The following is a 20,274-nucleotide window of genomic DNA, read 5'->3' as shown; positions in this document are numbered from 1 at the left end:
CCGAGCTTCCCAGGCCACGGCCACACGTCGTGACGACGGCGCCTGCACTTCGGTCGCTTCGTCCGACGGCTCGAGCTGAGGCAGAATCTCTTCGATGACCGTCTCGGAAACAGCACTCCCGAGCGGGCCCGACGTCGACGTCCCCCTCGACCAGGCGTGCGGCTGGCGGGTGCTCGGCGAGGTGGCGGTCGAGGTCGGCGGCACCGCCGGCACGCTCACCGGTCAGCGTCAGCGAGCGGTGCTGGCCTACCTGATCTTGCACGCCAACACGAGCATCACGGTCGACGAGTTGAGCGAAGCGTTGTGGGCCGGCGATCCACCGATGACGGCGCGCAACTCGATCCAGCGCTTCATCGCCGACATCCGACGGCGTCTCGGCCCCGCCGCCCACCGGCTGCAGACGACGAGCAGCGGCTACCGCCTCGCGGTCCACGAGGGCGAGAGCGACGTCGACAGAGCTCGCGTGTCGATGGAGTTGGGTCGGGACCGCCTCGTCACGGGTGATGCGACCGCCGCCTCGGCCTACTTCCAATCGGGTCTGTCGGAGTTTCGCGGGCAGCCCCTCGCCGGCGTCGGCGACGTGTGGTTTCGCGGCACGTCGGCGACTGAACTCGAGGAGTTGCGCCGCTCGCTACGCGAAGCCTCGTTCGAAGCCGGGCTGGCGCTCGGCCTGCACCATCGGCTCATGGAGGTGCTCCACCGGTTCGCCAACGACAATCCGCACCGCGAGTCGGCGTGGGCCCTGCTCATGGTCGCCCTCTACCGCTCCGGCCGACAGCACGACGCGCTCGAAGCGGCCAAGACGCTCCGTCGACGCCTGCTCGAAGACCTCGGCATCGACCCGTCGCCGACCATCACCGACCTGATCCATCAGATCCTCAACCACGCACGCGACCTCCAGCTCGCTCCTCGACCCGACGGTGACGATCCCCGCCCGGTCGTGTGGCGCGCTCCGCTCCCCAGCCAACTCGTGCGCGTGCTCACCAGCGAGGTCGTCGGACGAGACGACGAGCTGCGACTCGCCTCCGACGCCATCGACGAACTGGTGCGGGGCAACCCGCGGGTCACACTGATCTGCGGCGAGCCCGGCATCGGCAAGACACGCCTCGCTGCCGAGTTCGCGCAGCGCGCCGATCAGCGCGGCGCGATCACCTACTACGGCCGCAGCGACGAGGACACCGCCGTGCCACTGGGCGCATGGGCTGAAGTGCTGACCGACCTGATCGCCGCCAACCGATCGGTGATCGACGAACTCGGCGTAGCGACGATCGCGGACGATCTGCACGAACTCGTTCCCGAACTCGGAGGACCGAGTTCGGGTGCTCCGGCGACGCTCGGTGGTTCCGAGACCCGCCGAGCCTCGCTGTTCCGCTCGGTCGTCCAACTGCTCGACGGCGTGGCGGCGACGCAACCGATCGTGCTCGTGCTCGACGATCTTCAATGGGCCGAAGCGTCGACGACACAGCTGCTTCGCCACGTCGCGCGCAACCTCCGCGGACCGGTGTGGCTGATCGGACTCCTGCGCGACACCGACGTCGACGAGCGGCATCCGGTGTCCGATGTGGTGGCATCGCTCCGCGCCGAACCTCACGTCGACGTGCTCGGCCTCGGCGGACTCGACGACGACGGCACCGCAGCACTGGTGCGCAGCCTGCTGCCCGACATCGACACCGACGAACTCGTCGGTTTCGCTTCGCACCTGACGCGGGAGACGAGCGGCAACCCGTTCTTCGCCTCCGAGATCGTGCGCGACCTGATCGAAGCCGTCCCCGACGGCGACCCCGGCGCCGCCCTGCGGTTGCGGTTGCGGTCGGCGGTCGGCGAGGCGGCACTTCCCGACAGCGTTCGACAGGTGGTCCGCCAGCGAGTCGGCCGGCTCGGCGACTCGGTCACTCGAACGTTGCGCACGGCGAGCGTGTTCGGTCGGCACTTCGACCTGCGCGCCCTCGCCGCAGTGTGCCGGCACGACGAGAGCACCGTGCTGGCCGATCTCGAAGCGGCGCTCGACGCGGCGCTGGTGTCGGAAGCACCAGGTTCTCCCGACCGGTTCAGCTTCGTCCACGACCTCGTCCATCACTCGCTGTACCACGATCTCAGCGAGAGCCGCCGTCGCCGCCTCCACGCCCGCTGCGCGCTGGCCCTGCGCGACCGCGACCGATCGCCGGTCGACGACCGTACGAGCCGAGCCGGCGAGATCGCCGGTCACTTCATTGCTGCCGACGATCCAGCGCTGGCTGCCGAGACCATCGAGGCCATTCGGGTCGCCGCCTCCGAAGCGGCGCGCCGCCACGACCCCGACGAGGCAGCGACGCTGCTCACGCGCGCGGTCGCCCTACTCGAGTCCGATGAGTTCGTCGATGGCGCCGGAGAGACGCTCGACGTGCCACGGACCCGCGTGCGGCTGCTCGTCGAGCGCGGGACGTACCTCCGCAACGCCGGCCATCGGGACTTCCGAACGGCACTGCTCGCCGCCGGACGCGCCGCCGAGGAGATCGGCGACGTCGATGCGCAGGTCGACGCTGCGCTCGCCAACACTCGCGGCCTCCAGACCAACATCTGGGAGATCGACGACGATCGGATCGAGCAGCTCGAGTCGGCGATCGCCGCGCTCGGCAACGAGCAGTCGACCCGACGCGCCAACCTGCTCGCGAGCCTCGCCAGCGAGAAGTGGCATGACGATCACCGCGCCGAGAGCGCCGTCTACCGTGCCGACTCGATCGCCCTGGCCCGCCAACTCGGCGATCCGGAGACGCTCGCCAACGTGCTCACGCGCGCCTCACGTGCCCGCAACTCGGTGGCTCCGGCCGAAGAACACCGGCGCCTGTCGATCGAGATGCAGCGACTGGTCGAGCTCGGCCACGACTTCGACCCGTACCTCATGGTCAACCTGCTGCGGGCCATCCAGAACCAGTCATTGCGCGATGCCGACCCGGAGCTGCTCGCGTCGACCACTGCGGCCATCCACGCGTACGGTGAGGAGCGCCCGCTCGCCAAGTGCCAACGCGCCGCGATCCTCAGCGACGTCTTGCTGACCGGCTTGCGCGGTGACGGCGACGAGTACCTCCGACTCTCGCAGCGGGCCGCCGCACTGCTCGCCGGCATGGCCGATCCCGAGGCCACCATCACGCAGGAGGCGCACCTCTTCTACGGTCTCTTCCTCCTGGGTCGCACACACGAGGTCCTCGACCAGGCGATCCGGCTCGCCGACGAACGGCCGCACATCGACCTCTATCAGGCCGTCGCGGCGCACGGCGTCTTCCTGGCCGGCGACCACGACGACGTACGACGACGGATCGATGCCGGGATGGCACGCGGGTTCAGCCTGGGCGTCGACGACTACACCGTGCAGGCGCTCCAACACTGGGCCGACCCCGCGGCCGGCGTCCGCCACGTCGAGGCCTGCCGGGAGTTGTACGTGCTGCTGTCGCCGCACAGCGGCCGGCTGTCGGGGCACGTCATCCACGTCACGCAGCCGATCGACCTGTCGCTCGGCCGACTGTGCCATGCGCTCGGACGAACCAGCGCGGCGCTCGCCCATCTCGACGTGTCGGCCGACATCGCTCGGCGGTTCGATGCGAGGTGGATGGCCGAGCAGACCGATGTGAGCCGAGCTCGTGTGCTCATCGATCGAGCGGCCGACGGCGATCTCGACACCGCCAGATCGCTGCTCGGCGATGCGGTGGAACAGGCCCGAGCGAACCACCATCCGGCGGTCGAAGCCGACGCGCGGGCACTGCTCGAACAGATCGACTGACCTCCGGCGAGCGACGCCGGCTCAGCGTCGGCGTGGCGTGAGTCGGTAGCTGAAGCGATACGGACCGGGTCGCAGCCGGTACCGGTCGAGCACGTCAGGGCCACACGCTGCCGTGCCGATCCCTCGGTGCGCGACGTCGACGTGCACCACGAGGGTCGACCCTGGCTCGAGGTCGGTCTCGTGGGAGGCGGCATAGAGCTCGCTGTCGCGATGGCGGCCTGCCGACACGTGCAGCGAGGCCGGGTCGATCACGTCGAGCCGTACGACCGCTTTCGTGTCGGACCGGACGAATTCGAACCATCGGCAGTCGGTACGGAGCCCGAACTCCTGCGGAACGAGATACGGAAGTTGATCGACCTCGGCGTCCCAGATGCCGAGCATCGCTCCTCGGTTGCGGTCGGGATAGTTCTCACGCGGCCCTCGCCCGTACCAGCGCACCCGATCGAACGCTGCCGGAAGCTCGAAGGTCACGCCGACACGCGCGAGGTCGTCGAGGTGGTCGGGCACGACCACCTCGTGGTGATGGATCACGCTGTCTTCGGGGCCCGCCTCGACGTCGTGGCGATGCTCGACGAGATCGTCTGCCGGGGTGCGGTCGATGCCGGCCGCTTGCCACGAACGCAGGGCCGTGCCGCCGACGCCGTGACGCTCGGTGAGTTCGGGCATGAGTTTGAAGCCGTCGTTGTCGGTCGGTGCGCGGAAGACGGTCAGCTCGGGTCGGATGTCGTGGCCCAGACCGGTGTCGAAGGTGGCGGGTTCGTCACCGGGCGAGTCGAACCGCACGAACGTGGGCGCGCCGAACTGTGCCGGCGGCGCGAGTTCGACCTGGTCCCAGGCGACGAGGTGACCTTTGGGCGCCCACGGAGTCGCCCGCCGCTGCGTCCACCGGATCGCGAACTGGGCGTCGCGGTTGGCCGGCGCCGGTGTGGGCAGCGGGCCGCTCACCGACGCATGGGGCGGGACCGTGCCGACGTCGAGCGTTCCCGACTCGATGATCTCGCCACCGACGCGGAGCTCCCACTTGGCGACCAGGTCGTCGAGCGTCGTGAAGCTCCGTCGGTTGGTGATGCGGATCCGGTGGTCGTCGAGCAGCGTGACCGTGACCGGGCGATAGCACCACTCGACCTCCTGCATCGCCGGATGCGGTTGCAGGTCGGACGACATGAGTCCGTCGGCGACGAAGTTGCCGTCGTGCAGGGATTCGCCGAACATGCCGCCGTACGCGAAGCCGGTGCGACCGTTGGGCAGCGTCGTGGTGAGGCCGTGGTCCTTCCACTCCCAGATGAACCCGCCTTGGAGTCCGGGGGTGGTGGTGATGACATCCCAGTAGTCGGCGAGCGAACCGTTGGCGTTGCCCATCGCGTGCGAGTACTCGCACATGATCAGCGGCCGGTGTCCGAGGTCGTCGTCGCCGTACGCCCTGATGTCGTCGATCGTCGGGTACATCGGGCAGACCACATCGGAGGCGTTCAACCCGCCGTCGATCCAGCCGTCGTGGAACACGGCCGGTTCGTAGTGCAACGGCCGTGACGGCTCGTTGGCGCGCACCCACGCCGCCGCGGCGTCGTGGTTGTCGCCGTACCCGGCCTCGTTGCCGAGCGACCACATCACGATCGACGCATGGTTGCGGTCGCGTTGGACCATCCGGGCGATCCGTTCGAGCCAGGCCTGGCGATATGACGGGTCGTTGCAGAGGCTCGTGTTGTACGCGTGGCTCTCGATGTTGGACTCGTCGACGACGTACAGACCGATCTCGTCGCAGAGGTCGAGGAGTCGCGGGTCGTTGGGATAGTGCGACGTTCGCACCGCGGTGATGTTGTGGCGGCGCATCGCGAGCAGATCGCTGCGGATGTCGTCGGTGGTGACGGCCTTGCCTCGCTCGGGGTGCTGGTCGTGGCGGTTGACGCCGAAGAACCAGATCGGTCGGCCGTTGACGAGGAACTGGCGGTCGCGGACTTCGATCGTCCGGAACCCGACGAGTTGGCGGTGCACCTCCGCGACGTCGCCGTTCGGGTCGACGAGTTCGGCCACGACTCGATAGCGAGTCGGAGATTCGGCCGACCACGGATCGACCTTCTTGTAGGTGAAGGTCGACGTGGCCACGTGCGCGGTGAACGCGTTGATCTCCCAGAACCGGTGCGGGACCTCCGAGGTGCGCGGCGTGCCGAGCCGTCGCCCGCGCAGCGTCTCGACGTGCGTCCGCACCGTCCAGCCGGCGCGCAGCTTCGCTGGTCCTCCGACGGTGGCGCGGACGTCGACGCTGCCCGCGCCGGCCTCGACGTCGTACGCGGCATCGCACTCGAGCGAGACGATGCGGGTGGTGGCTCGAGCTTCGACGTAGACCTCCCGGTGGAGGCCCCCCATCCACCACTGATCCTGATCTTCGACGTAGCTCTGCGCGCTGAACTTCACCACGACGATCGCGATGCGGTTCACGCCGGCGACGAGGTGCTCGGTGACGTCGTACTCGCTCGCCAGTCGGCTGTCGGTTCCGTACCCGGCGAACGTGCCGTTGACGTACACGGCGTGCACGCTCTCCGCGCCGCCGACGTGGAGCACGACCTGGCGCTTCAGCCAGTTCTTCGGGACCTTGACGGTGCGGTGGTAGACGCCGGTCGGGTTGCGCTCGGGCAGCCGTGGTGGCGGACCCGGGAAGGGCATCGCCACGTTCGTGTACTGCGGGAGGTCAGGGGTGTTGCGCTGGTCGACGACGTGTTGCAGCGTCCAGTTGCCCGGCACGGCGACCTGCTGCCACTTCGCGCCGGACGGCGCTCTCGTCACGGCCGTGGCGGGCACGTTGTCGGGATGATCGAACAGCCGGAAGTTCCACCGGCCGTCGAGCTGCCTGCGCCACCGCGACGCCACGGCGTCGACCGGATCCGCGGCTCGGGCGTCGTCGATCGAAGCGAACGCCTGCGTCGGAGGTGCGAGCGGCAGGCGCCGGATCGACGTGACCGCCGGATCGGCCCACGGCCGCACAGCACCTATCCCCGGCAACATCGCCCAGACCGTACAACGCTGAGCATCTCACCGCGTGAGCCGTGTTCGGTTTGGTCGAGACCGAGCAACGACGAGCCCGAGTCGGCTTTGGTCGACGAGCGGTGATGTGGTGACGCGAGGATCGGGCGGTCTGGAGCGTCAGGCGCCGTCGTGGACCCAGACGGGGGTGTGGAGCGGCATGATCTCCGAGTCCCAGATCCAGTCCATCGCCGGGACGCTCACGCGCACACAGCCGTGCGACGCGGGGTAGTTCGGGATGCTGTTGGAGCCGTGCACGGCCACGCCGCCGACGAAGTACTTCGGGCGGTAGATCTCGCCGAGGTCGCCTTCCCACCAGCCGTCAGGGCGCTGGCGGTTGACTTCGTGGAGGCCGCTCGGGGTGAGCGACACGCCGGTGATGATCTCGCCAGGCGTGTTCTGGTCGGGTTCGGTGTACGACTCGCCGTTGCCGGTCGACGCGTTGAGGATCCACTCCGTCTTGCCGTCGATGACGAAGTAGAGGAGCTGCTTGCCCTTGTCGACCTCGACCAGCGTGCCGGAGTTGGCGCGAGCGTGCGGACGCACGGTCTCGGTGGTGAGCGCCTGAGCGGTCTGCTCGTCGACACGGCCGTCGGGATCGTCGAAGCCCATGTACTTCTGGAAGGCCATGACGCCCTGCCGGGTGGTGAGGCCGTAGTCGCCGTCGGCCGCCTGGACCCAGAAGCCGAGCTGCAGGAGACGGAGCTGCACGCGTGCCGCTTCCTGGCCGCTCGATGTGCCGATCGCCTGGATCGGCTCGTCCATGGCCCCGACCTCGATGATCGTGTCGGGGATGGTGGTCGGCGGGATCGTGGTGGTGGTTTCGGGTGCGACCGTGGTGGTCGGCGCCTGCGTCGTGGTGGGTGCGACCGTGGTGGTCGGCGCAATTGTCGTGGCGGGTGCCGCAAGTGGTTGCGGGGCCGCCGCGGCGCCTTCGCCGCCGCCGGTTCCGCCCGACATCGCCGACGAACAGCCGACGAGCGCGGCGATACCGAACACGATGCCGCAACCGATGGTCGCTTGACGTCGTTCAGAAATTGCCACGAAGCGTGATACTACCGGGTAGCGCCTTCCACGGCATGGATGTTGTCCACTTGCCGACCAGAGTTCACATCTTCGCAAGACTCTCGCGGCGCGCCGATGTCGACGGCGGCGTGTTCAGCCCGAGATCCACGTCGGCGCCACGATGGGTGGCGAGGCGACCGCGCCGATGTCGAACCCGTCGATCAGGTCGTCGAGCGTCGTGATGGAGCGATCACTCGGCGCGGCACCATCCGGCAAGGAGTCGACGATCCACGCGCACACGTCCGCCACGCCGATGCCGCGTTCGGCCAGGTCGGCGAGGCTCACCGAGCCGTGGCGTTTCGACAGGCGCTCTCCGTCGTCGCCGATGACGAGTGGTACGTGTGCGTACGTGGGCACCGGGAGTCCGAGCAGGCGGTGGAGGTGGATCTGGCGGGGGGTGGAATCGAGGAGGTCGTCGCCGCGAACGACCTGCGTGACGCCTTGCGCCGCGTCGTCGATGATGACGGCGACGTTGTACGAGGGCACGCCGTCGTTGCGTCGCAGCACCGTGTCGTCGACGCCGCCGGTGAAATGGCCGGTGACGAGGTCGTCGAACTCGATGAGGGTGCCGTCGTCGGGCGCACGCAGCCGAAGCGCAGGTCGCCGACCGGCGTCGACGAACGCCCGGCGTTCGACGTCGGTGAGATCGCGGCAGGTACCGGGGTAGGCGCCGGGCGGCAGATGCGGCGCCGACGGCGCTGCTTCGATCTCGGCACGCACTTCACGCCGTGAGCAGAAGCACTCGTAGACCAACCCGCGATCGGCGAGGTCGGCGATCGCTGCGTCGTAGCGATCGAAGCGTTCGCTCTGGCGGATGACGTCGACGTCCGACTCGATGCCCAGGGCGACGAGGTCGGCGAGTTGGGATCGTTCGTGGTCGAGCGACGCCTGAACCCGGTCGAGGTCTTCCATGCGGATGACGAAGTCGAGGCCGCGCGACCGCGCGGCGAGCCACGCGATGGCGGCCGTGCGGAGGTTGCCGAGGTGGAGGTCACCGGTCGGTGATGGCGCGAATCGGCCGCTCATGGGGCCATTCTCCCCGGTCGCGGTGCCGCGAAGCGAACGACGGTCGATCCGAATCGAACCACCGTGGGTCCATCCATCTCGTACAGTCAGTGCGATGCGGTGCCATGTCTGCAACGTCGAGGTCGGCGAAGGTCAACGTTTCTGTCACGAGTGTGGCGAATCGCTCACCGGCGTGACCGACGCGACCGAGGAGTTGAAGGTGCTCCCCGACGCGGACTCGCGGGTCGACGGAGACGACGACCTTCCGCCGACGCAGGCGATCGACGAGCTGCCAGGCGACGAGGTGCCGGAGTCGCCGATCGGTGATCTGCCCGACAGCCAACTCGACGACCCGGAGCTGCCCGACACCGAGGCGATCCCGGCGAACGAACTTCCCGACGCTCCGACGTCGAGCGACACCGAACCCGACGAGTCGGTGCCGGCGGGCCGGATCGGTGCCTCGCTCTTCGACCCGGCGACCGCGCCGCCCGACGCCGAGCCCGACTGGAGCGAACCGATCCCACCGCTGAGCGACGACATCTTCGCCACGTCGACGCACTCGACCGAATCGCCCGGCGGCGACGCCGTGCCGGCCTACGAATCGACGACGGCGATCCCGGTCAGCGAGCACGGCGCACCGTTCGACGAGACGACCGGGCAACAACCGGCACTGTTCGACGCCGAGGCGGTGGCGGGCGGCCCCCTGCTCGACGGTGAACTGCGCCCGTTCAAGGTCCGGCCCACGCTCGTGCTCGCCTTCCTCGGGATGCTCGCCGCGCTGATGGTGAGCGTCGCCGACGTCACCGACATCCGCACCGACCGCGTGGTCGCCGGGATCGACAATCAACTCAGCACGCTCGCCGATGTGGGCTCCAACCTGCCGCTCGCGGGCTTCATCGGGGCAGCGATCATGCTGGTCGGTGGGCTGCTGCACTGCTTCGGACTGCGGTGGGGCGCGGGCCTCGCCGGTGGTGCCGGACTCGCGCTCACCGGGTGGGCCGCGCTGGTGATCGGACACGCCGAGGTACCGATCAACGGAGCCGAACGCATCACGCGCGACCCGAGCACTCCCGGCCCGTTCACGCTCACGGTCACCCGCGATCTCGGGTACTGGTTGGTCGTCGCACTGGCCGGCATCGGCCTGGTGGTGTTCGCGTTGTCGCTCGTCTCGGCCGGTACCGGTGGGCGGCGCGGGCTCGACCCGTGGACCGCGGCGCTCGGCGCGTTGGCCGCGGTCGTCATCGCTGCCGGCCCCCTCATCACCGTCGAAGGCGCGAACTTCGACGTCAACTTCGGAACCGACGACCTCCCCTTCGCGTTCTTCGCCGGTCGCCTCGTACAACTCGCGCTGGTGGCGGGAGCCGGGGTCGTGGGATTCCTCCTCGTGCGCGCCTACGGGCTCGGACTCGCCGCCGGCGGCGTGAGCATCACGCTGTGGTTGTGGCTGTCGTCGCTGCTCGAGATCGGTGATCGTCCGCTCGGCGTCGCTGCCGGAAACCTCGGATCTGGTTCGACCAAGCCACACGCCGTCACGACGGTCGGAGTCACCGCCACGCTCGTGATGCTCGTCGTTGCCGCCACGATCGCGATCGTCCAGAACTCCCGCTCCACCACCTGACCCGTCATCCGGTGTCAGACACCGAATGACGCACTGGGTATGGCGCCAGACCTTGTCGTGATCTTGTGAGATTCGCGAGGTCGGTCCTTCGACTCCACCGAGATGGTGGCGTCCATGACCGACCACACCGAACGCTCCCACCCTTCCACCGGCAACGTCTCCGACGGCACCACCGGACCGACGTCTCGCCGCAGGTTCATCGGCATCATCGGTGCCGGCACAGCGGCGGCCGTGGCGGTACCCGGCATCGCTGCCGCCCAGACCGACGAAGACGACACCCCGCAGCCGACTCGCGACCGAGGTGGTCGCGGTGGCCGTCGTCGCGATGGCGGCGGAAACCGACGCCCGGGTGACGGGGACGGCGAGGGCAACGCCGACGGCGATCCGCAGCCAAACCGTGCCGACGGCCCCGACCGGTTCACCCGTTTGTTCGACCTCCCGTCGTTCGCTCGGCCGAGCCAGGAACTGCGCGAGGCACTCGTCGAACTCGGGCGACCCGGCGGGATCATGGACGCCAACGACCCGCTCGAGGTCGGCCCGATCCGCCTCCTCACCGAGCCCGAGCTCAGCCCCGACAACCGCGACAACCCGACCAACACCGCGGGCGCGACCTTCATGGGCCAGTTCCTCGATCACGACATCACCCGTGATGCCGGCTCCCGGCTCGGTCGGGTGACGCCGGCCCGGCGGAGCGTCAACCTGCGCAGCGCCCGGTTCGATCTCGACAGCGTGTACGGCGGCGGGCCCGACGAGTCGCCCGAGATGTACGACGGGTTCCGGTTGCGCATCGGTAGCGGCGGACAGTTCGAGGACCTGCTGCGTGACGACGAAGGCGTGGCGATGATCGCCGATCCGCGCAACGACGAGAACCTGATGATCGCCGGCCTGCAGTGCGGATTCATCATGTTCCACAACGCAGTGCTCGACGACATCTCGGGTCGGGTGCCGACCGCCGACGACTTCGCCGCCGCTCAGCGAATCGTCCGGCACCACTATCAGTGGATCATCGTCAACGAGATCCTGCCGCAGTTCGTCGGCCAGGCGATGGTCGACGACATCGTGCAGAACGGTCGCCAGGTGTACCGGCCCGCCGTCACCCGGATCCCGTTCGAGTTCCAGACGTCGGCGTACCGGTTCGGGCACTCACAGATCCGGCCGTCGTACCGAGCGAACCTGGCGGGCGACAACGGTGAGCCGTTCTTCGCGTTCGTGTTCGACCCCGACACCTTCGGCGACGACGACCCGAACGATCTCAGCGGTCATGCGACCGGCCCGCGGCGCTTCATCGGGTGGCAGACCTTTTTCGACTTCGGCGACGGCGAGGTGAGGAACAACAAGCGCATCGACACGAAGATGTCGACACCGCTGTTCCAGTTGCCGATGTTCTCGATCCCGACCGTGCGCGGTGAGGAGATCGGGCCGACGTCGCTGGCGACTCGCAACCTGCTGCGCCACATCACGTGGGAGGTTCCGTCGGGGCAGCGGGTGGCCGACGAGATGAACGTCGACCGGCTCTCGGCGGCCGACCTCTCCGACGTCGGACAACTCGGCGCGAACCTCGACTCGTCGACGCCGCTGTTCTTCTACATCCTGCGCGAAGCCGACGTGATCGCCGACGGTCTGCACCTCGGCCCGGTGGGTGGCCGCATCGTCGGCGAGGTGTTCATGGGCCTGCTGGAGAACGATCCCGACAGCTACCTCAACGTCGATGGGTGGCGCCCGACGCTGCCGCAACGCGACGGCTCGACCGGCACCGACTTCACCATGGCCGACCTCCTCACGATCGCCGGCGTCGATCCCGACTCCCGCGGCCAGTGACCGGACGCTTTGTCTCAGAGACAAACCGTCCGGTCGGTCAGTCGTCGTCGAGCAGCGGGAGTACCTGCTCGACGAGGAGGGGGAGGGTGGCGAGCATGGCGCGGCGCGCACGGTCGCGGTCGATGCGGCCGCGGCCGACCCACTCGACGGTGAGTTCCTGCACGAAACCGCCCCAGGCACGGAGCAAGGCGCGAACGACCGGTTCGTCGGCGCGAGTGCCGAGCCCGATCGCGAGCAGTGTCTGGTCGGCGATGATCTCGCGGGTCTCGTCGAGGATGGCGGCGACCTCGTCGTCGGTCTCGGCCCCGCCCACCTTCACCGAGTTCACCCAGCGGGTCGGGTTGCGCTCGATCGCGGAGAGAAAGCTGTCGACGGCGGTCGCCCAGGTCTCGGCGGTGCCGAGCGCCTCCGGCGGCGTGTCGACCAACGGCGTCTGCACCGACATCCGCACGATCTCGAGATAGAGCTCACGCTTCGACCCGAAGTAGTGGTGCAACAGTCCGCGAGCGATGTTGGCCTCGGTCGCGATGTCGCTGATCGACACCTCGCTGTACGGCCGCTCCTCGAAGAGCCGAGCAGCGACGCGCATGATCTGACCGCGTCGCGCTTCGGGGTCCATGCGGGTCCGGCGGGGCCCGTCGTCGTCGATCGTCACGGCGACGTCACCAGATCATCCTCTTGCGCACCGTTCCATTTTGGCGTGCTGTCGCGTCAACCGGTCGCGATCTACTATTGGACAGCGTTCAACAAGGTTGATTACGCTCGTCGTCGATGAGCACTCGACGTTTCGTGACGCCCGGCCAGGACGAGAGCTTGGCGGCGATCGCGGCTCGGGTCCTGCCCGACGTCGACGACGCCGCCCAACAGCTGCAGTCGTGGAATCTGCATCTCGCCGCCAGGCCGCCGCTCGGAAATGCGAGCGGGCTCCTCCCCAGCGACATCGTGTTCACCGAACCTCCGCCGGCGCAATGACCGCCGTCATCAGCCGTGCCGTCGTCGTCGGAGGACACGACGGCCGCGCTGAGATCGAGGTGGAGATCACCTACGACAACGGTGGCACCGCGACGATCTCGCTCGACGAGGAGGCCTGCACCGCGTCCCTCGATCGGGCCGGCATCTGCTCCATCGACGAACTCGTCGGGCAGCCCTGGAGCGTCGTGCTCCCGGCGCTCGGACACGACACGAACACACCATCAACGCCCGACCGGCATCAGGGAGTCTCATCATGATCGATCTCGTCATCCGCAATGGAATGCTCGTCGACGGCTCGGGCTTGCCCCGGCGCCGCGGCGACGTGGCGATCCACGACGGACGCATCGTCGCGGTCGGTGGAAACGTCGGTGAGGCCGAGCGGTCGATCGACGCCGCCGGCAAGATCGTCGCGCCCGGATTCATCGACCCGCACACGCACTACGACGCTCAACTCTGCTTCGATCCGTACGCGTTCCCGGCGATCGAGCACGGCATCACCACGGTCGTGCCGGGCAACTGCTCGCTGTCGCTCGCTCCGCTTCGCGCCGAGCAGCGTGATGTGTTCAGCAGCATGTTCCGACTCATCGAGGAGATGCCGAAGACTGCGTTCGACAACGGCGTCGACTGGGGCTGGGGCGAGGGCTTCGGCGCCTGGCTCGATTCGCTCACCGGAAACATCGCCCTGAACGTTGCATCACTCGTCGGTCACTCCGTGATCCGGATGTACGTGATGGGGCCCGAGAGCCAGGAGCGTCACGCAACGGCGACCGAAATTCGCGAGATGACCGATCTCCTGCGGGTGTGTCTCGAAACGGGCGCGGTCGGTCTGTCGACGAGCTTCGTCGACATCGACGAGAACTACCGACCCGTGCCCAGCCGTTGGGCTGCGCCGGGCGAACTCGATGCGCTCGCCGAGGTGCTCGGCCAACACGGCGGCGTCCTGCAGATCGTCCACGAGTTCTACGACACCGATCTCACGATCGCGCGCATCGAGCAGCTCGCCGATCTGTCGCTGCGTCATGGCATCACCACGACGCTGTCTCCGCTCTTCCACTCCGACGCCAATCCCACCGCGGTCACTCGGGTGATGGCCGCGGTGCACGACGCCCGAGCCCGCGGCGCGGCGGTGTGGCCGCAGGTGCAGACCCGACCGATCGACATCAGTTTCACGCTCGAACAGCGCAGCCTCATGCTGCTCACCATGCCGTCGTGGTGGCGCGTGGCGTCGATGTCGGAGCATGCCGACAAGATCACGGCGATCGCCGACCAGCGTCAGGCGCTCGTCGACGAGATGAATGCGCTCGCTCAGCGACCGGGTGGCGGTCTCGGCGCCGGCGATTTCGTGGTGCGCGAGGTCGTGCACGACCGCAATGCCGACCTCGTCGGACGCACGATCGACGACATCGCCAGCGAGAGCGGGCGAACGCACGGCGACACGCTCGTCGACCTCGCGCTCGACGAGGATCTCGGCACGTGGTTCATCCGGGCGTCGATCGGTCACGACAACTCCGAGGTGATCGGTGAGTTGCTCGCCGATCCGCTCGTGCACGTCGGTGCGTCCGACGGCGGCGCGCACGTCGGTTCGTTCTCGACGTTCGGCGACACCGGCTACCTCTTCTCCGAGTTCGTCCGCGGTACCGGATCGTTGAGTCTCGAGGCAGCGGTCAAGAAGATCACGCTCGACCCGGCGACGATCTGGGGGCTCGAAGGTCGCGGCCTGCTCGCCCCCGGGTACGCGGGCGACGTGGTGGTGTTCGACGCCGACGAGATCGGTCGTGGCCCGGAGATCGCGTCCGACGACTTCCCCGGCGACAGCCACCGGTGGATCCGCCGGCAGGAGGGTGTCGACACGGTCGTGGTCAACGGCGAGGTCACCTGGACCGCTGCCGATGGGTACGTGGCCGACGCCCGCGCCGGCCAGATCGCAACTCGATGAGCGAGGTGACCGGCTCGGCGCTTCCGGACGGCTGCCGATCGCACGTCGTCGACGTCGCCGGCACGCGCATCCACTGTGTCGAGGCTGGCGAGGGCCCGCTCGTCCTCCTCGTCCACGGGTTTCCCGAGTCGTGGTACTCGTGGCGACACCAACTGCCGGCGCTCGCCGCTGCCGGCTACCGCGCGGTGGCGATCGACGTTCGTGGCTACGGCCGGTCGTCGAAGCCACTCGCCATCGACGACTACCGCATGGTCCGCTTGGTGGCCGACAACGTCGGCTTGGTCGCCGCGCTGGGTGCGTCGACCGCCGTGATCGTCGGACACGACTGGGGTGCGCCGATCGCGTGGACCTCCGCGATGTTGCGACCCGACGTGTTCACCGCGGTGGCGGGGCTGTCGGTTCCCTTCTCGCCGCCGTCGGAACATCGACCGCTCGACGTGATGCGCGCCATGGCCGGCGACGAGGAGTTCTACGTCGAGTACTTCCAAGAGCCGGGACGTGCCGAGGCCGAGATCGAGGCCGACGTACGCGACTGGCTGCTCGGGTTCATGTTCACGGCGTCGGGCGATGCGCCGCCTCCCGATCCAGCGGTCGGGACGGTCGCGACCGTTGCTCGCGGTGGGCTGATGAAGGATCGGTTCCACCGTCCCGACGCGATGCCGTCGTGGCTGAGCGAGGATGATCTCGACGTGTACGCCTCGGAGTTCGAGCACTCGGGGTTTCGTGGACCGCTCAACCGGTATCGCAATGTCGATCGCGACTGGGAAGACCTCGCGGCGTTTCGTGGCGCGTCGATCTCGGTGCCCGCGCTGTTCATCGGCGGTGATCGGGACGGGCCGACGGTGTGGGGTGCCCCGGCCATCGAGGCGTTCGCGGAGACGCTGCCTCGACTCCACCGTTCGATCATCCTCGAAGGCTGTGGTCACTGGACGCAGCAGGAGCGGCCCGACGAGGTCAACGCCGCGCTGATCGACTTCGTCACGAGCGTGGCGTGAGCGCCGTGCAGGTCGACGATCCGCAGAACATCGCCGTGGTCGGGGGCGGGATGGCCGGCATGCTCGCCGCGCTCGTCCTCGCACGCGACGGTCACACCGTCACCGTCTACGAGCGTGACGACACCGATCTTCCAGCGTCGGCCGACGAGGCCTTCGAACAGTGGGAACGCCGAGGCGCTCCTCACGCTCGCCAGTCGCACGCCCTGCTCGCACGGCTTCGCCGTTTCCTGCGCGAGCGGGCTCCCGACGTGCTCGACGCGTTGCGGGAGCAGGGGGCCACCGAGTTGTCGGTCGAGCAGATCCTGCCGCCCGACATCGTCGACCGCGCGCCGCGGCCTGGCGACGACGAACTCGCGATTCTGTGCTGTCGTCGGCTGACCATCGAGTGGGTGCTCCGCAACGCGGTCACCGCCGAGGCCGGGTTGACGTGGCGCGGTGGTGTGGGCGTGTCGGGCTTGCTCGCCGATGGCACCGACGTTCGTGGGCTGCGCCTCGACGACGGCACGACCGTCGATGCCGACCTCGTCGTGGTGGCCGGTGGCCGCAACTCGCGGGTGCTCGACTGGATCGCCGATCTGGAAGGAGCGGTGCAGCCCGTCGAGGAGTTGAGCGAAGCGGGCATCATCTACCTGTCGCGTTTCTACCGCTTGCGCGAGGGTCGCGAGATGCCGTTGCTCACGAAGGACGGTGCGGGTGGCGACCTCGGTTATGTGGCGTTCGCCGGGTTCTACGGCGACAACGGCACGTTCTCGATCACGTTCGGTGTGCCGACCGGTGACCGGGAGCTGATGGCGTTGCGCGACGCCGGCGCGTGGGAGGCCGCGATCCGAACGCTCGTCCCGCTCGCTCCGTGGACCGAGGAGGGATTGGCCGACCCGATCTCCGACGTGGAGTCGATGGCTCGGCTCCGAAACAGGATCCGTCGCTTCGTCGTGGACGGTGCGCCGGTCGCTACCGGGTTGGTGGTGATCGGTGACGCCGCCGTCGCGACGAACCCGTGGTACGGCAAGGGGTGTTCGCTCGCCGGCATCGCCGCCGAGGCATTGTCGGGTGCGCTCGCCGAGCACGGCCGCAACCGACTGGCGATCGCGTTGGCGATGGACGAGGCGATGCGCGACGAGATGGAGCCGCACTACGAGCTGGCGTGTCGGCAGGATGCTGACCGGACGCGTTTGCACGCGTCGCTTCGTGACGGTTCCGACCCCGATGAGGCCGCTGCAGCGACGCGCGACTTCATCCTCAACGGCCTCGTCCCGGCGACCCGCGCCGACCCCGACGTGTTCCGTGCGTTCTTCCGCTCGTTCAACATGCTCGACGACCCGAACGCATTGTTCGCCGACCCCGCGGTGCTGTCCGCCGCCGGAGCCGCACACGCCGCGAAGGACGAACGTCCGCCGGCACCAACACTCGCCCCGGACCGCGACGAGTTCCTGGCCGTGGCGATGGCTGCGACCACGGGCTGAGGTTGCGGCGACCGGGCACATCGACCGACCCCAGACGCGAAGGAACCCCAGCCGAGACTGGGGTTCATCGTGCGCGAGGGGGGACTTGAACTCAGATTCGAGAGGTTATCCACAGTCCGATGAGTGTCAGAAAATACCATCTGAGCTGGTGTTTCGCGAAGCTTTGTGTCAGGCCGTCCCAGCCGCTTCTAGCCGATTTCTAACCGTCCGTTAGAAGTTTCGTTAGAAGAATCGGGTACACCGAGTCGAAACTACGGATCAGCCGCGAACGGCCACGAGCCCCGAACAGCATCAGGGTGTTTTGGCGGCGCTCGCTCACACCGACCGCGAGTCGGATTTCGACCTTGTCGCGATAGAGAGCTCCGTTCGTTCACGATCGAGCTCGCTAATGCGCCGCTCAATCCGGCGCTCAAGAACAGCAAGCTCCGTTTCACCACTACGTTCCATCCAGTCGTCCTCCCCTTCGTGGCCGCCAATGCGAAAGAGCCTCATGTAGGGGGCCGCAATCAACCGCACCCATCGAAGTACGAAACCACGCACCGGCCGCTGAGTGAACGCGAGACCAGCAGAAAATAGCCCAAGCAGCGAGAGCGCGCCACCAACCCACCGATAGTCCGGAGTAAGCGCGAGGCTCACGCCAAATACAACCAGAACGCTGCTCACCCAGAACGCCGCGAGACCCATGCGACCCGAACGCCGCTGCGCTTCGAGCTCGCTGCCAGCCCGAATTCTGTCGCGTTCCAGCTCGTCGAGCTCGTTGTCGATTTGGCGGAGACGGTCCTCGATCGGCTCACGCCGAGTTCGCTCAGCAGCCATACGCCACTCTGCAATGGCAGTGCCAACTTCTGTACCTAGCAACGACGCCACTCCTTCCACCACCACAAGGGTGAACGGGTTTGGCAATCGCATGTCTACTGGAATCTGGCCGTCCAAGTAACTTCGCACGACCTCGACCGTCCACGGCATTGCTGGAAGCTTGCGCTCAATCCGCAAGATGTCCGTCATTCGCTTCGCGATTTCGGGAAGGACCTTATTGTAGAGAATCCATGTTGATTCCTTGGCGAACGCTTCAGGGTAAAGTCGCTCTAGACGCTTCACCCCCTGAATCGAAACCGGATCAAACTCCGAAACAATAACAACATCGTCTGCATGCATGGCTGCCTGAACAGCAACCGGGTCTGCTCCCGCCTGAAGATCTAGAAGCACGTAGTCAAAACCGGAAGTCGCCCTTAGGACGTCACGCACAACTCCGATTGCATCCGTTCGGTCAGTGCTGAACTCGCCAAGTTCGATCTGCGCGGGGATCAGTATGACGCCGGACTCCAGCAACACCTCCGCATAGCGTTCTGATTCCTCGTGGTCAAACGCGCCCCCAACCGGGGTACCAAATCCCTGACTACGTTTGCTCGCCAGCACTTGATCTAAGTGCAGCAGGGTGGTTCCTGACGTTTCGATGTCGAGGTCCACGACCGCTACCGAAAATCCCAGGGCGTGAATGACCTGCGCGTAGGCGAGACAGGTAACTGACTTGCCGGACCCACCCTTTGGCGATGCAAAAGCCACCGTGCGCCGACTCACGCCTCAAGCTCCCAGTCATCCAACTTCTCTTCGATTTGGCCTTCGGTCAGTGCCGGCAGGGGATCACTCATCTCGAATAGCTTCTCTCGCAACACGGCTATTGCCTCGTCCGCAGGTACCCCTGCGTTGAGTAAGCGGACGCAACTCTCTGACGCATGGGTGAACATGCGGAGTTCCTGTTCGTAGAGAGTGATCGAACGTACCTGTTCAGCCAGATGAGTACCATTCGAACAAGGATCGCTCTGAAAAACGATATACGTGGCGCGTAGCGAATCACGCATGGACAAGTTCAGGGAATCAACGCGCTGTCCGAGCTCACGAACCTGCGTGACATGCTCAGCGCCGACTTTTCCCTCGATCTCATTCAGTACACCCATCGCAACCCCGACTGACAGGTGCGCGTCTCGTGCAAGGAGTGGGAACGCGTCCTCAGCATCGCGATAGACATTCACCACACGCCCATCCGGGCATCGATACTTCTTCATCTTCCGCCGCGCCATGTGTGCCCGATCCTCATCCGATCAATATCGCGAGGACCAACAGATCCCTCAACTGGACGTCCAACTTACACCAGCCGACTGCCACCACATACCAACTGCCTAAGCGCCGTCTGGAGCTGACCCGATAATCCTGACACGGGTGGTGTCCGAACTACCGGGTCAACTCCAGGATGGCGTGTACGACGAAACTAGGACGCCGTCCTCAATTGGTCGTCAACCGGAATCAGGTGATCGAGGTAGTCGAGCACGGCATGGTTGACGAGGAGGCTCATGCTGACCTGCCGCGCCGACGCTTCGAGGGCGACACGCTGCTCGACCTTGTCGTCAAGACGCACTGTTGCCTCATCGAGGTACGCCTTGATGGCCCTATTGATGAGAAGGTTGGCGCTCAGATCGCATTCGGCTGCGTGCAGCTTGAGTGCCTCGTCTAGTTCGGGATCGAGCCGCACGGCCTTGGTGACCCGCGGTCCGAACTCCGCAGGCCTGCCGGGCGATCGCTTCGTGGGTTGCTGGTTCATGACGCCATCCTAAATCACATCGATGTTGTTTGTG

General features: G+C 67.2%; 15 protein-coding genes. 8 read left to right on the top strand and 7 right to left on the bottom strand.

Annotation, left to right across the window (positions count from 1 at the left end; all coding sequences use genetic code 11):
• Nucleotides 1–94 precede the first annotated feature (94 nt).
• Entirely contained in the window at nt 95–3,754 is a 3,660-nt protein-coding gene (locus YM304_RS01195) for an ATP-binding protein (protein WP_015439802.1), read from the top strand.
• A gap of 21 nt (nt 3,755–3,775) precedes the next feature.
• Here the strand turns inward: YM304_RS01195 and YM304_RS01190 are convergent, their stop codons facing one another.
• The 3 genes from YM304_RS01190 to gluQRS all read right to left on the bottom strand — a co-directional run bounded on the left by YM304_RS01190 (nt 3,776) and on the right by gluQRS (nt 8,863).
• On the bottom strand, nt 3,776–6,754 hold the full coding sequence (locus YM304_RS01190; protein ID WP_015439801.1) for a glycoside hydrolase family 2 TIM barrel-domain containing protein: 2,979 nt from the start codon (nt 6,752–6,754) through the stop codon (nt 3,776–3,778).
• Between the two features lie 138 nt (nt 6,755–6,892).
• On the bottom strand, nt 6,893–7,816 hold the full coding sequence (locus tag YM304_RS01185; RefSeq protein WP_154723254.1) for a L,D-transpeptidase family protein: 924 nt from the start codon (nt 7,814–7,816) through the stop codon (nt 6,893–6,895).
• A gap of 114 nt (nt 7,817–7,930) precedes the next feature.
• Complete coding sequence (gene gluQRS / locus YM304_RS01180) at nt 7,931–8,863, bottom strand: tRNA glutamyl-Q(34) synthetase GluQRS (protein WP_015439799.1); 933 nt, start codon at nt 8,861–8,863, stop codon at nt 7,931–7,933.
• A gap of 94 nt (nt 8,864–8,957) precedes the next feature.
• Between gluQRS and YM304_RS01175 the strand changes: the two genes are divergently transcribed.
• Both YM304_RS01175 and YM304_RS01170 read left to right on the top strand, forming a co-directional pair.
• Entirely contained in the window at nt 8,958–10,460 is a 1,503-nt protein-coding gene (locus tag YM304_RS01175) for a hypothetical protein (RefSeq protein ID WP_015439798.1), read from the top strand.
• Nucleotides 10,461–10,574: 114 nt separating this feature from the next.
• Entirely contained in the window at nt 10,575–12,278 is a 1,704-nt protein-coding gene (locus YM304_RS01170) for a peroxidase family protein (RefSeq protein WP_083908546.1), read from the top strand.
• Nucleotides 12,279–12,315: 37 nt separating this feature from the next.
• On the opposite strand, the gene YM304_RS01165 is transcribed toward YM304_RS01170, so the two are convergent.
• Complete coding sequence (locus YM304_RS01165) at nt 12,316–12,933, bottom strand: TetR/AcrR family transcriptional regulator (protein WP_015439796.1); 618 nt, start codon at nt 12,931–12,933, stop codon at nt 12,316–12,318.
• Between the two features lie 116 nt (nt 12,934–13,049).
• On the opposite strand from YM304_RS01165, the gene YM304_RS01160 reads away from it, so the two are divergent.
• The 5 genes from YM304_RS01160 to YM304_RS01140 are packed head-to-tail and all read left to right on the top strand — an operon-like array spanning nt 13,050 to nt 17,644.
• Nucleotides 13,050–13,250, top strand: coding sequence for a hypothetical protein (locus tag YM304_RS01160; RefSeq protein WP_015439795.1), 201 nt, complete (start codon nt 13,050–13,052; stop codon nt 13,248–13,250).
• Nucleotides 13,247–13,507 carry a hypothetical protein gene (locus YM304_RS01155; RefSeq protein WP_015439794.1) on the top strand — a complete coding sequence of 87 codons (261 nt, stop codon included), beginning with the start codon at nt 13,247–13,249 and terminating at the stop codon, nt 13,505–13,507. Before YM304_RS01160 ends, YM304_RS01155 begins: the two co-directional genes overlap by 4 nt.
• On the top strand, nt 13,504–15,186 hold the full coding sequence (locus YM304_RS01150; protein WP_015439793.1) for an N-acyl-D-amino-acid deacylase family protein: 1,683 nt from the start codon (nt 13,504–13,506) through the stop codon (nt 15,184–15,186). Before YM304_RS01155 ends, YM304_RS01150 begins: the two co-directional genes overlap by 4 nt.
• The gene (locus YM304_RS01145; RefSeq protein WP_154723253.1) at nt 15,183–16,181 is read left to right on the top strand and encodes an alpha/beta fold hydrolase; all 999 of its coding nucleotides are present in this window, start codon (nt 15,183–15,185) and stop codon (nt 16,179–16,181) included. Before YM304_RS01150 ends, YM304_RS01145 begins: the two co-directional genes overlap by 4 nt.
• A complete protein-coding gene (locus YM304_RS01140; RefSeq protein ID WP_015439791.1) occupies nt 16,178–17,644 on the top strand; it encodes an FAD-dependent oxidoreductase in 1,467 nt (488 codons plus the stop codon). The genes YM304_RS01145 and YM304_RS01140 overlap by 4 nt, the downstream gene beginning before the upstream one ends.
• Nucleotides 17,645–17,959: 315 nt before the next feature.
• On the opposite strand, the gene YM304_RS01135 is transcribed toward YM304_RS01140, so the two are convergent.
• The 3 genes from YM304_RS01135 to YM304_RS01125 all read right to left on the bottom strand — a co-directional run bounded on the left by YM304_RS01135 (nt 17,960) and on the right by YM304_RS01125 (nt 20,240).
• Nucleotides 17,960–19,207: a ParA family protein gene (locus YM304_RS01135; RefSeq protein WP_231897664.1), complete on the bottom strand. Its 1,248-nt coding sequence runs from the start codon at nt 19,205–19,207 to the stop codon at nt 17,960–17,962.
• 11 nt (nt 19,208–19,218) lie between these two features.
• Nucleotides 19,219–19,722, bottom strand: a complete 504-nt coding sequence (locus YM304_RS01130; protein WP_015439789.1) for a hypothetical protein — start codon at nt 19,720–19,722, stop codon at nt 19,219–19,221.
• A gap of 188 nt (nt 19,723–19,910) precedes the next feature.
• On the bottom strand, nt 19,911–20,240 hold the full coding sequence (locus tag YM304_RS01125) for a ribbon-helix-helix domain-containing protein (RefSeq protein WP_015439788.1): 330 nt from the start codon (nt 20,238–20,240) through the stop codon (nt 19,911–19,913).
• Between the last annotated feature and the right edge of the window lie 34 nt (nt 20,241–20,274).

The organism is Ilumatobacter coccineus YM16-304 (assembly GCF_000348785.1).
Classification (GTDB): domain Bacteria; phylum Actinomycetota; class Acidimicrobiia; order Acidimicrobiales; family Ilumatobacteraceae; genus Ilumatobacter_A; species Ilumatobacter_A coccineus.
Note: the sequence above shows the minus strand (reverse complement) of the source record. Positions and strands in the feature narration are given on the sequence as shown.